The organism is Pseudomonas sp. YNh, from assembly GCF_037993085.1.
GTDB classification, from domain to species: domain Bacteria; phylum Pseudomonadota; class Gammaproteobacteria; order Pseudomonadales; family Pseudomonadaceae; genus Aquipseudomonas; species Aquipseudomonas putida.
Genome location: NZ_JBBMRJ010000002.1, coordinates 48,269 through 60,357, shown reverse-complemented (window position 1 = coordinate 60,357; position 12,089 = coordinate 48,269). Strand labels below are relative to the sequence as shown.

Genomic DNA, 12,089 nt, shown 5'->3' with positions numbered 1-12,089 from the left:
GCGCGCCCGCGAAGCAGACGCCGCGGTGCATGGCACGGGCTTTGCCCGGGTTCGCGGGCATGCCCGCTCCCACTGGGTTGTGCTGACTATTCCGGCGAGCGGAAGCTGAGGCTGTAGTTCACGGCCTTTGGCCCCGGGTCGAGGATGTCCAGGGCGATATGGATCGGCGTCTGGCTTGGCATGTCGCCACGCCCGGCCAACTCGCCGGACAGGTACTCGCTGGGCTTGAAGCGCCGGCTGGCGATCAGCTGGCCATTGAGGTCGGCAAAACGCAGTTCCAGCAGCGGGAACGGTTGGGCGAACGGTGCACGGTTGTAGATGATCGCATCGACGATCAGTGCGCCCTTGAAGTCCGGGTGGCTGCGCACCACCAGGTTGCTGCTCTTGATTCTTGCGATATCGACCCGGGTCGGCACCTGGCACCCGACGATCGGGCAAATTTGCTGGAAGATCGGCCGGTACTGGTCCTGGCGGGCCATTTCGTCGAAGTGGAACCACACATACTGGAACGCCAGCAGGCCAGCGGCCAGCAGGGTCAGGAAGCCCCACAGCAGGCGCTTGCCCCAGTTGGGCGCTGGTTTTTCCCAGCCCAGTTGCAGCGGGTCGTCGACTACATCGACCAGCGGCTCTTTGCGCGCCTGGCGCTCGGGCTTGCTGGCAAGGCCTGGCTCCAGGCGGTCACCCGGCAGCGGCTCGACAGGGTCGTCGTCGCGCGCCGACAGGTGCAGCGCCAGCGGTTCATCGTCGCGGGCGCTCAGGCCTTTTTCCGGGATTTCGTCATCACGGGTGCGCAGCGGTTCGCTGAAGGCGGGCTGGTCGTCGATTTCAGCTGCGCGGTGTACGGGCGGCTCGTCATCGATGTCCAGGTCAAGGTTACGGCCCAGGGTCGGCTCAGTGCGCTCGCCGGGTACGGGCTCCAGGTCCAGCTCCAGCGGCTGCGGCTCCAGCAACACAGGTGCGGGCTCTGCCGGCGTTTGCGGCTCGAAGGGCTCATCGGTGGCGTTGCCGAACAGGTCGTCCGCATGCTCGTCCGGGTGCAGTTCGTCACGCCGCGCTTGCAGCCCGCCATCCAGGTTGGCGGGGCGTGCCGGGGCCGGCTGGCCGCGCCGCTCCAGGCGTGCCAGTTCCTGGTCGAGGTCGAGTGCGTCCAGCGCCTGGGCGGTCAGGGCCCAGTCCTCGTCAGGCGTGATGCTGCGCTCGCGGGTGACAGGCTCGGGGGTAACCGGCGCCTCGACCACTGGCTCGGCAGGTGCCGCTGGCACAGGCGCCGGTACCGGCACCTCAGGTGCGCTGGCGCGGTTCTGTTCCAGCAGTTGCTTGGCGGCATTGAACACCTGCAGGCAATGGCCGCAGCGAACCACGCCGCGGGCCACGCTCAACTGGTGGTGGGTGACGCGAAAGCTGGTCTGGCAATGCGGGCACTGGGTGACGAAACTGTCGGTCATGCGGCAATCCGGGAGCTGTGCAGAAAGATATTCTAGGCCCGCTTAGCGGCGGCGACCACTGATGCGCACCCAGCCGTCGCGGACGACGATCGGGTCCAGCTCGAAGTCGGCGGCGTAGGCCGCGGCCACCTCCTCGCCCTGTTCGGCCAGGATGCCGGACAGTGCCAGCAGGCCACCAGGGCGGACCAGGCCGGACAACTGCGGCGCCAGCGACACCAGCGGGCCAGCGAGGATGTTGGCGACCAGCACGTCTGCCTGCATGGCCGGCATGTGCTCGGGCAGGTACAGGGCCAGCTTTTCATCGGCGATGCCGTTGCGCTGGGCATTGTCGCGCGAAGCCTCGATGGCCTGCACGTCGATGTCGGTACCGACTGCTTCACGGGCGCCCAGCAGCAGCGAGGCGATGGCCAGGATGCCCGAGCCGCAGCCGAAGTCCAGCACCTGGGTGCCTTCGAGTTGCTGGCCGTCGAGCCATTCCAGGCACAGGGCCGTGGTGGGGTGGGTGCCGGTGCCGAAGGCCAGGCCCGGGTCCAGCAGCAGGTTGACGGCGCCTTTTTCCGGAGCCTCGTGCCAGCTTGGCACGATCCACAGGCGGCGGCCGAAACGCATGGGCTGGAAGTTGTCCATCCAGCTGCGTTCCCAGTCCTGGTCCTCGATCACTTCGGCCTGGTGCTGTGGCAGCTCGGCGCCGGTCAGCAGGCGCAGGTGGGCAAACACCTGCTCGGGCTCGGCATCGGCTTCGAACAGTGCCAGCAGGTGGGTATGCGACCACAGCGGGGTGGTGTTGAGGTCTGGTTCGAAGATCGGTTGATCTTCGGCGTCCATGAACGTGACCGAGACGGCGCCTACTTCAAGCAGGGCATCTTCGTAGGTTTCGGCTTGTTCCGGGCTGATGGCCAGGCGTACTTGCAGCCAGGGCATGGCGGGCACCTTTGGTAAATCGACAGGGGCAGCCCTAGGCTGCGCGGAGGCTGGCAGTCTACGCGAGTGCGGAAGATTTGTGGATCGGGGGCTGCTGTGCAGCCCGTTCGCAGCACAAGGCTGCTCCTACAGGAGATCGCATACCCCTGTAGCAGCCTTGTGCTGCGAATGGGGCGCATAGCGCCCCCGGGGATAAATCAGACGAAACAGAGCGAGAGCGACTCAGCTATATAAGCAGGCTTCTCTTCACCCTCGATTTCCAGCGTGGCAATCGCCTTGAGCAACCACTGCCCCGGTTTTTTTTCCACCACTTCGGCCAGGTCCACTTTAAGCCGAACCTGGCTGTTGACCTTGACCGGCTGAATGAACCGTACGCTGTCCAGCCCATAGTTCACCACCATCTTCAGCCCTTCTGGCAGGACCAGAATGTCCTCGATCAGCTTGGGGATCAGTGACAATGTCAGGAAGCCGTGGGCAATGGTGCCGCCAAACGGGGTTTTGGCCGCCTTTTCAGGGTCGACATGGATGAACTGGAAATCGCCCGTCGCCTCGGCGAACAGGTTGATGCGCTGCTGGTCGATTTTCAGCCAGGCCGAGCGGCCCAGTTCCTTACCAACATATTGCGAAAGCTCTGTAACCGGTACATAGGGCATCGCGGACTCTCCAGGTTGTCAGTTGGTACGAAAGTGCAAGATCAGCACGGCGAACCGTTTCAGTCAAGTTGTCTGCTTTTCGGCGAATATCGGTCTATAGCTGCCCGTGCTTATAATGGCGGCCATGCCCGAGGGAGATGCTTATGCTGTTGCGTGGTTTGACCTGGCTGGTGCTGTTCCAGCTGCTGGGGACGGCGATCAACCACCTGTTGGTGCCGTTTCTGCCGGGGCCGATCATTGGCCTGGTGTTGCTGTTGTTCTTCCTTATGGCCCGTGGTGAGGTGGGCAAGCCGCTGAACGAGGCGGCCAGCAGCCTGCTGCGCTACCTGCCGCTGTTGCTGGTGCCGCCGGCAGTGGGGGTGATGGTATACGCCAAGGACATTGCCGCTGACTTCTGGGCGATTGCCGGCGCCCTGCTGATTTCCTGCCTGGTGACGCTGGTGTTTGTTGGTGTGCTGATGCAAAAGCTCATGCATCGCCAGGGCAAGCGCGAGGAGCAGCCATGATGCTCGATTGGCAAGGCGCGCTGAATGCCGTGGTGCACCACCCTTTGTTCGGTATCGGTATCACGCTCGGTGCCTACCAGGTGGTGCTGGCGGCCTACGAGAAAACCCGCTGGATCTTCCTGCAGCCGGTATTGGTGTCGATGTTGCTGGTAATCGGCGTGTTGCTGCTGTGCGGCATCGAATACAGCGAGTACCGCAAGAGCACCGAAATCATGAACATCCTGCTGGGCCCCGCCACCGTGGCGCTGGCCGTGCCGCTCTATCTCAACCTGCGGCGTATCCGGCAGCTGTTCTGGCCCACATTTACTACGCTGGTAATCGGGGGGCTGTTCGCCACGCTCTGCTGCCTGTTGCTAGGCTGGTGGTTCGGTGCCGAGCACATGATCCTGATGACCATGGCACCCAAGTCGGTGACCTCGCCAATCGCCATGCTGGTGGCAGAGCAGATTGGCGGTGTGGCGGCGCTGGCGGCAGTGTTCGTACTGATCACCGGGGTGATCGGCGCGATCTTCGGCCCGGCGCTGCTGAGCCGCTTCGGCGTGCACAGCCCTGAGGCGCGCGGCATGTCGTTGGGTGTGACCGCGCATGCGGTGGGTACTTCGGTCGCCCTGCAGGAAGGTGACGAATGCGGCGCTTTTGCCGCGCTGGCGATGAGCTTGATGGGGGTAGCCACGGCAGTGTTCCTGCCGTTGGCGGTCAGCCTGGTGGCTTGAGGAGTTGTGATGACACTACCGCTGTTTCCGCTCAATACCGTGCTGTTCCCGGGTTGCTTTCTCGATTTGCAGATTTTCGAGGCGCGCTACCTGGACATGATCGGGCGCTGCATGAAGCAGGGCGAAGGCTTTGGGGTGGTCTGCATCCTGGAGGGCGAGCAGGTTGGCAAGGCGCCACCGATGGTCGCGTCGATCGGCTGCGAAGCAGTGATCCGCGACTTCGTGCAGCAGGACAACGGTTTGCTGGGGATTCGCGTCGAGGGCGTGCGGCGCTTCAACCTGGAAAGCACCGAAGTGCAGAAGGACCAGTTGCTGGTGGGGCAGGTGCAATGGCTACCGGAGCAGGCGGACAGCCCGTTGCTCGAGGCCGATGACGACCTGCTGGCGCTGCTGGTGGCGCTGGGCGAGCACCCGATGGTCGAGGCGCTGGACATGCCGCGCCCGGTGGACGGGCGCCAGGCGCTGGCCAATCAGCTGGCGTACCTGCTGCCGTTCATGGAAGAAGACAAGCTGGACCTGCTGACCCTTGACTCGCCGCAGCAGCGATTGGGGGAGATTCAGAAATTGCTGGAGCGGATTCAGGGTGAGCTGTTTGCCTGACACTGGTGTGTTGTCTGTGCCGGCCCGTTCGCGGGTAAACCCGCTCCCACAGGTACTGCGCAGGTCTCGGGGCTGGTGAAACCCCTGTGGGAGCGGGTTTACCCGCGAAGGGGCCAGCACAGGCGATATCAATATTGGTATCTGAGCAAAGCCTGCGGCAGCGCATGCATGGCAAAGAACGCCAGCAGCGCGATACATGCCGGCAACACCAGCCACCACACCCGCAGCGGCAGGGCCGGCAGTGTTTGCTGGCGCTGCACCACTGCCAGGCTAAGCGCACACACGCAGCACGCCAGCAGCGCCCCAGCCAGGATATCGGTCGGCCAGTGCGCCCCCAGGTACACCCGTGACAGGGCAATCGCCAGCGCCGGAATACAACCCAGCATCACCCAGGTCAGGCGCATCCGTGGCGGCTGGCCGCGCCCTGCCAGCACCGCCATCACCAGAAAGAACGCAAACGACGCCGAGCTGTGCCCGCTGGGCATGCTGTAGCTGGTCAGTGGGTCGGTCAGCACTTCCGGCCTTGCGCGGGCGAACAGCCATTTCAGCGTACCGTTGGCGATTGCCGTGCCCATCAGCGCGCCAGCGGCAAAAAAGGCGTGCCGCCATTGCCGGGCAAGCAGCAGCAGGCCGGTCAGCAGGCCGCCAAGAAACAGTTGCGTGCGGAAATCGCCCAGCCGGGTCACCAGTACCACGGCGCCATCGATGGCCTGGCTGCGATGTTCCTGTACCAATGTCATCACGCCTTGGTCGAACTCGTGCAGGTAAGGCCAGCCAAGGAATACCCCGGCCAGGGCAGCGAAGCTCATGCCGGCGATCAGTCGTGTTCCATGGCGCTGGTCGCGAATGCTGGTGGTCAGGCTAAGGCCGATGATGACTGCCAGGGCGCCGGCGATGATGCCAGCATCCAGCCAGAAGCCTTCCGGCAGCGGCAGGCGCATGGCCGCGCCGGTGGCCCAGCCTGGCAGCAGGTAGGCCACCGACCAGCCGGCGCCGGCCACCAGGCTGACGGCGATGAAGCGCGGCAGGGGCATGTCGAACATGCCGGCGACCATTGGCAGCATGGGCCGCAGCGGCCCGATGAAGCGCCCAACCAGCAGGCTGGCGATGCCGTAGCGCTGGAAGTAGGTTTCGGCGCTGCCGATCCACTCAGGGTGATGGCGCAGCAATGGCAGGCGGCGAATGTTCTGGTGGAAGTACTTGCCCAACGTGTACGACACCGCGTCGCCCAGCAAGCCGCCGAGAAAACCCAGTAGTAATGTTTCGCCCAGGCTGAAGGCGCCACTGCCGGCCAGTACCGCGACGGCGAACAGCAGCACGGTGCCAGGCACGATGATGCCGGCAATGGCCAGGCATTCGATGCAGGCCACCAGGAAAATCGCCAGGCCAAGCCACTGCGGGTTGGCGCTGAGCCAGCCGGTCAGGCTGTCGAGCCATTGGCCCATGTTCAGCTTCCTTGTTCGAGAATGAAGAAGTCACGGCCTTCGACTTGGCCGCGACGTAACGGGTTCCGCGTGCAGAACCGGGCGTACTCGGCGTCGACGAAGCGGTAGGGCAGGTGCTCGTCGCGCCCGTGCGGGATGCCCAGCCTTGCGGTCTGGATCACCCTCGGTACGGCATTGCCGCAATCGTCCACGTACAGCCGCTCGGCGTCAAAGCGCTGGGCGTCCCAGTGGGGCACTTTCAGGCCCAGCGCCCGGCAGAGCAGGGTCTGGCCGGCGCACAGGCGCGCATCCAGGCGCAGCTTGCCGCTGGCGTCGGGGTTGTTCAGTTGCATCTGCGCCAGGCTGTCGGGGCCCGAGCGGGCGTCCTGCCAAGGGTAGGCAGACTTGATCAGCACCGCGTTACCCGGGCCTTGGGCGCTGAAGTTCAGCGAGTCGCCGCCGCGGGCGTAGTACATGTAGATGTGCCCGCCATCGAGGAACAATGCCTTGCGCTTTTCGGTATAGCCGAGCGAGGCGTGGCTGCCCTTGTCAGTGAGGTAGTAGGCCTCGGTCTCAATGATGCGCGCAGCCAGCCACAGGTCGCCGTGGCGATGGCGGATTACCTTGCCCAGCAGTGCCTTGGCCACGGTCTGGGCATCACGGTTGAAAAAGCTGTCGGGCAGGGCTGGCATGCGGGCAGTTCGTGGCTGGGGAGGCGGGGATGATAGCAATGAATGGCTTAATCGAGGCTGAATCGGATATGGAAGTTGGCAGTGCCGGCTTCTTCGCGGGTGAACCCGCTCCCACTGGTATTGCATAGGGCTCAGGCCTCGTGGAATCAGCGTGGGAGCGGGTTCACCCGCGAAAGGGTCGGAACAGGGAAAGGAATTTTCGATAAGTGCGGTTACATCTTTCCTGCGCATTGCCCCAGCCATTTTCTACCATCCGCCACCCGCCGCTGGGCGTACACCTGCGCGGCAGTTATAATCAGCCGATTTCCCCTTCGCCAAGACACCGAACCCATGACTGAGTCCGTTCTTGACTACATGACCCGTTTGGGTCGCGCTGCCCGTGAGGCTTCCCGGGTGATCGGCCGTGCCAGCACCGCGCAGAAGAACCGCGCCCTGCAAGCCGCTGCCGATGCGCTGGATGCTGCCCGTGCCGAACTGACTGCCGCCAACGAGCTGGACCTGGCCGCCGGCCGCGCCAATGGCCTTGAGCCGGCGCTGCTCGACCGCCTGGCGCTGACCCCCGCGCGCATCGACGGCATGATCACCGGCCTGCGTCAGGTCGCCAGCCTGCCGGACCCGGTCGGTGCAATCCGCGACATGAGCTACCGCCCATCCGGTATTCAGGTCGGCAAGATGCGCGCACCGCTGGGGGTGATCGGGATCATCTACGAGTCGCGCCCGAACGTGACCATCGATGCCGCCAGCCTGTGCCTGAAGTCGGGTAACGCAACCATCCTGCGTGGCGGCTCCGAAGCCATCCATTCCAACCGCGCCATCGCCACCTGCATCCAGCGTGGCCTGGCCGCTGCGGGCCTGCCGGCCGCCGTGGTGCAGGTGGTCGAGACCACCGACCGCGAAGCCGTGGGTGCGCTGATCAGCATGCCGCAGTTTGTCGACGTCATTGTGCCGCGTGGCGGCCGTGGGCTGATCGAGCGCATCAGCCGCGATGCCCGCGTTCCGGTCATCAAGCACCTGGACGGCATCTGCCACATCTATGTCAGCCAGCATGCCGACCTGGACAAGGCCTGGAACGTGGCCTTCAACGCCAAGACCTACCGTTATGGCATCTGCGGCGCCATGGAAACCCTGCTGGTCGACCAGCAAGTGGCCGAGCGCTTCCTGCCGGAAATGGCCCGCCGCTTCCAGGAGAAGGGCGTGGAGCTGCGTGGCTGCGAGCGTACCCGCGCGCTGATCGAGGCCAGGCCGGCCACTGAAGACGACTGGCACACCGAGTATCTGGACGCGATCCTGTCGATCCGTGTCGTCGATGGCCTGGACCAGGCCATCGAGCACATCAACCACTATGGCTCGCACCACACCGACTCGATCATCAGCGAACACCAGGGTGAAGCCCGCCAGTTCATGGCTGAGGTCGACTCGGCGTCGGTCATGCTCAACACCCCGACCTGCTTCGCCGACGGTTTCGAGTACGGGCTGGGTGCGGAAATCGGTATTTCCACCGACAAGCTGCATGCCCGTGGCCCGGTCGGCCTGGAAGGCCTGACCTGCGAGAAGTACGTAGTGATCGGCGACGGCCAGCTGCGCGGTCAGGAGTCCTGCTGAGTTGAGCAAGGCCCAGGCAGTCCGGCGCATCGGCATTCTAGGCGGCACCTTCGACCCCGTGCACATCGGCCACCTGCGCAGCGCGCTGGAAGTGGCCGAGCTCATGGGGCTGGACGAGCTGCGCCTGTTGCCCAATGCCCGGCCGCCGCACCGCGACACCCCGCAGGTGGCCGCGCAGGATCGCCTGGCCATGGTTCGCGAAGCGGTGCAAGGCGTTGATTGCCTGAGCGTCGATGCCCGCGAGCTGGAACGGGACAAGCCGTCGTACACCATTGATACGCTGGAATCGATCCGCGCCGAACTGGCCGGCAACGACCAGCTGTTCCTGGTGCTGGGCTGGGATGCCTTCTGTGGCCTGCCTGGTTGGCACCGCTGGGAAGAATTGCTGCAACATTGTCACATCCTGGTGCTGCAACGCCCGGATGCCGACGTAGAACCCCCTGACGAGCTGCGCAACCTGCTGGCTGCGCGCTCGAAGAGCGATCCCGCCGCCATGTCCGGCCCGGCGGGAAATATTTCGTTCGTCTGGCAGACGCCGCTTGCGGTGTCGGCTACACAGATCCGACAGCTGCTGGCCAGCGGCAAATCGGTGAGGTTCCTGGTGCCGGACGCCGTACTGGCCTACATCGAGGCGCACGAACTGTATCGTGCGCCTAACTGACGGTGCCTCTGGCGCCTCATCCAACGAGTTGAACGAGTTTTATATGAGCAAGCAGAAAACCAATGGCATCAGTGGCGAAGAACTGGTCAAACTGACCATTAGCGCTCTGGAAGACGTCAAAGCCCAGGACATCCAGGTTATCGACGTGCGCGAAAAGCACAGCCTGACCGACTACATGATCATTGCCACCGGTACCTCCAACCGCCAGATCAACGCGATGCTGGAAAAGGTCCGTGAAGCGGTCAAGAAACAAGGCGCGCAGCCGCTGGGCGAAGAAGGCAAGGGCGACAGCGACTGGGTGCTGCTGGACCTGAATGACGTCATCGTGCACATGATGACTGCCGCTGCCCGTCAGTTCTACGACCTGGAGCGTCTGTGGGCGGGTGCCGAGCAGAGCCGTGCTGCTGATGCCAAGCATCACAGCCCGGAAAACGCCAGCGCCTACTTCGATGACAAGATCAAAGACCGGGAATAAGGAAGCGTCGTGCGTCTGCGCCTGATCGCGGTCGGCTCGCGCATGCCGAAGTGGGTCGAGGAAGGCTGGCATGAATATGCCAAGCGCCTGCCCGCCGAGCTGTCGCTGGAGCTGGTGGAAATCCCGCTGAATACCCGTGGCAAGAATGCCGATGTCGCCCGCCTGATCCGTCAGGAGGGCGAAGCCATGCTAAGCAAGGTTCAGCCAGGGGAACGCATTGTCACCCTCGAGGTCCATGGCAAGCCCTGGAGCACCGAGCAGCTGGCGACCGAGCTGGACCGCTGGCGCCTGGATGCGCGCACGGTGAATTTGATGGTCGGCGGCCCGGAAGGCCTGGCGCCTGAGGTTTGCGCACGCGCCGAGCAACGCTGGTCGCTGTCGCCGCTGACCTTGCCGCACCCGTTGGTAAGGATACTCATCGGCGAGCAGATCTACCGCGCCTGGACCGTGTTGTCCGGGCACCCTTACCACAAATGAGCCTGTAAGCAGTCAGATGTCGCAGCCGATCCGCCTCAAGGACCACGAGAAAGACGCCCGCCTGGTGCGCAACCGCGTCGTGGTCGGCGCGGTGGCGATCGTGCTGCTTATTTGCGTGCTGATTGCGCGGCTGTACTACCTGCAGATCATCCAGTACGACTACCACTCGACGCTGTCGGAGAACAACCGGGTGCATGTGCAGCCGATCCCGCCGACCCGCGGGCTGATCTTCGACCGCAACGGGGTGATCGTTGCCGACAACCGGCCCAGCTTCAGCCTGTCGATGACCCGCGAACGTGCGGGTAACTGGCAGGAAGTGTTGGATACCATCGTCGAAGTGCTGGATTTGACGACCGACGACCGGGCCCTGTTCGAGAAGCGCATGCGCCAGGGCCGTCGGCCGTTCGAGCCGGTGCCGATCCTGTTCGAACTCAACGAAGAGCAGATCGCCCGGGTGGCGGTGAACCAGTTCCGCCTGCCAGGCGTGGAAGTGGTGGCCCAGCTGGTGCGGCATTACCCGCAGGGTGCGCATTTCGCCCACTCGGTGGGTTATGTGGGGCGCATCAACGAGAAAGAGCTGAAAACCCTCGACCCGGTGAACTACAGCGGCACCCACCATATCGGCAAGACCGGCATCGAGCGCTTCTACGAAGACGACCTGCACGGCCAGGTCGGCTACGAGGAAGTCGAGACCAACGCTCGGGGCCGCGTGCTGCGGGTGCTCAAGCGCACGGACCCGAAACCGGGCAAGGACATTGTGCTGAGCCTGGACATCAAGCTGCAGGAAGCCGCCGAGGCCGCCCTGGGTGGCCGGCGGGGCGCAGTGGTAGCACTCGACCCACGTACTGGCGAGGTGCTGGCGATGGTCAGCCAGCCAAGCTTCGACCCCAACCTGTTCGTCACCGGCATCAGCTTCAAGGCCTATGCCGAACTGCGCGACTCGATCGACCGGCCGCTGTTCAACCGCGTACTGCGTGGCCTGTACCCGCCCGGTTCGACCATCAAGCCGGCGGTGGCCATCGCCGGCCTGGACAGTGGCGTGGTCAATGCCAGCAGCCGGGTGTTCGACCCGGGTTATTACCAACTGCCCAACTATGACCACAAATACCGTAACTGGAACCGCTCCGGCGATGGCTGGGTCGACCTGGACACCGCGATCATGCGTTCCAACGACACCTACTTCTACGACCTTGCGCACAAGATGGGCATCGATCGGCTGTCCAGCTACATGAACAGGTTCGGCATCGGTCAGCGGGTTTCCCTCGACATGTTCGAGGAGTCTGCCGGCTTGATGCCTTCGCGCGAATGGAAGCGTGCCACCCGCCGCCAGGCCTGGTTCCCTGGTGAAACCCTGATTCTCGGTATTGGCCAGGGCTACATGCAGGCCACGCCGCTGCAGCTGGCCCAAGCCACTGCGCTGATCGCCAACAAGGGCGTGTGGAACCGCCCGCACCTGGCCAAGACCATCGAAGGCCAGCAGCCTGTGGACGAAAACCCCATGGAAAACATCGTGCTGCGTGACAAGTCCGACTGGGCCAAGGTCACCCATGGCATGGAGCAGGTAATGCACGGCGCCCGCGGTACTGCGCGCAAGGCTGCCGCCGGCGCCCAGTACCGCATTGCCGGCAAGAGCGGTACCGCCCAGGTGGTGGCGATCAAGCAAGGCGAGAAGTACGACCGCAACAAGCTTCAGGAGCGCCACCGCGACCACGCCTTGTTCGTCGCCTTTGCCCCGGCCGAAGCCCCGAAAATCGTGGTATCGGTGATGGTCGAGAACGGTGAGTCCGGCTCGGGCGTGGCTGCGCCCGTGGTACGCCAGATCATGGACGCCTGGCTGCTCGACGAAAATGGCCGGCTCAAGCCCGAGTTCGCGCCTGCCACCGTTACCCAGGAATCGGCCCTGTGATGAACAATTTCGAT

The 12,089-nt window shown here is 64.2% G+C and carries 13 protein-coding genes; 8 read left to right on the top strand and 5 right to left on the bottom strand.

The genetic code is table 11. The annotated features are described in order from the left end of the window. Positions 1 to 86 precede the first annotated feature (86 nt). The 3 genes from WF331_RS02280 to WF331_RS02270 form a co-directional block, all read right to left on the bottom strand. Entirely contained in the window at positions 87 to 1,445 is a 1,359-nt protein-coding gene (locus WF331_RS02280) for a DUF3426 domain-containing protein (RefSeq protein WP_197898560.1), read from the bottom strand. A 42-nt stretch (positions 1,446 to 1,487) separates the two neighbouring features. Continuing rightward, the gene (gene prmA / locus WF331_RS02275; RefSeq protein WP_016501816.1) at positions 1,488 to 2,366 is read right to left on the bottom strand and encodes a 50S ribosomal protein L11 methyltransferase; all 879 of its coding nucleotides are present in this window, start codon (positions 2,364 to 2,366) and stop codon (positions 1,488 to 1,490) included. A gap of 197 nt (positions 2,367 to 2,563) precedes the next feature. Beyond that, the gene (locus WF331_RS02270) at positions 2,564 to 3,019 is read right to left on the bottom strand and encodes a MaoC family dehydratase (protein WP_049275586.1); all 456 of its coding nucleotides are present in this window, start codon (positions 3,017 to 3,019) and stop codon (positions 2,564 to 2,566) included. A 143-nt stretch (positions 3,020 to 3,162) separates the two neighbouring features. Here WF331_RS02270 and WF331_RS02265 point away from each other — a divergent pair, with 143 nt between their 5' ends. The 3 genes from WF331_RS02265 to WF331_RS02255 are packed head-to-tail and all read left to right on the top strand — an operon-like array spanning position 3,163 to position 4,838. Next, on the top strand, positions 3,163 to 3,525 hold the full coding sequence (locus WF331_RS02265) for a CidA/LrgA family protein (protein ID WP_016501814.1): 363 nt from the start codon (positions 3,163 to 3,165) through the stop codon (positions 3,523 to 3,525). Continuing rightward, a complete protein-coding gene (locus tag WF331_RS02260) occupies positions 3,522 to 4,238 on the top strand; it encodes an LrgB family protein (protein WP_016501813.1) in 717 nt (238 codons plus the stop codon). The genes WF331_RS02265 and WF331_RS02260 overlap by 4 nt, the downstream gene beginning before the upstream one ends. Positions 4,239 to 4,247: 9 nt before the next feature. Further along, positions 4,248 to 4,838 (top strand): LON peptidase substrate-binding domain-containing protein, encoded by a 591-nt coding sequence (locus WF331_RS02255; protein ID WP_016501812.1) that lies wholly within the window; start codon positions 4,248 to 4,250, stop codon positions 4,836 to 4,838. Between the two features lie 128 nt (positions 4,839 to 4,966). Here WF331_RS02255 and WF331_RS02250 read toward each other — a convergent pair whose 3' ends face one another. Further along, positions 4,967 to 6,283 (bottom strand): bifunctional DedA family/phosphatase PAP2 family protein, encoded by a 1,317-nt coding sequence (locus tag WF331_RS02250; RefSeq protein WP_016501811.1) that lies wholly within the window; start codon positions 6,281 to 6,283, stop codon positions 4,967 to 4,969. Between the two features lie 2 nt (positions 6,284 to 6,285). Beyond that, entirely contained in the window at positions 6,286 to 6,954 is a 669-nt protein-coding gene (locus tag WF331_RS02245; RefSeq protein WP_197898561.1) for a DNA-3-methyladenine glycosylase, read from the bottom strand. Between the two features lie 330 nt (positions 6,955 to 7,284). On the opposite strand from WF331_RS02245, the gene WF331_RS02240 reads away from it, so the two are divergent. From WF331_RS02240 to mrdA, 5 genes are read left to right on the top strand one after another with little or no spacing between them, the layout of a single operon-like run. Then, entirely contained in the window at positions 7,285 to 8,556 is a 1,272-nt protein-coding gene (locus WF331_RS02240) for a glutamate-5-semialdehyde dehydrogenase (RefSeq protein WP_016501809.1), read from the top strand. Between the two features lies 1 nt (position 8,557). Beyond that, positions 8,558 to 9,217 carry a nicotinate-nucleotide adenylyltransferase gene (gene nadD, locus WF331_RS02235; RefSeq protein ID WP_016501808.1) on the top strand — a complete coding sequence of 220 codons (660 nt, stop codon included), beginning with the start codon at positions 8,558 to 8,560 and terminating at the stop codon, positions 9,215 to 9,217. Positions 9,218 to 9,260: 43 nt separating this feature from the next. Further along, the gene (rsfS, locus tag WF331_RS02230) at positions 9,261 to 9,692 is read left to right on the top strand and encodes a ribosome silencing factor (RefSeq protein ID WP_016489366.1); all 432 of its coding nucleotides are present in this window, start codon (positions 9,261 to 9,263) and stop codon (positions 9,690 to 9,692) included. Between the two features lie 9 nt (positions 9,693 to 9,701). Then, complete coding sequence (gene rlmH / locus WF331_RS02225) at positions 9,702 to 10,169, top strand: 23S rRNA (pseudouridine(1915)-N(3))-methyltransferase RlmH (RefSeq protein ID WP_003249722.1); 468 nt, start codon at positions 9,702 to 9,704, stop codon at positions 10,167 to 10,169. Between the two features lie 16 nt (positions 10,170 to 10,185). Continuing rightward, a complete protein-coding gene (gene mrdA, locus WF331_RS02220) occupies positions 10,186 to 12,075 on the top strand; it encodes a penicillin-binding protein 2 (RefSeq protein WP_016501807.1) in 1,890 nt (629 codons plus the stop codon). Positions 12,076 to 12,089: the final 14 nt, after the last annotated feature.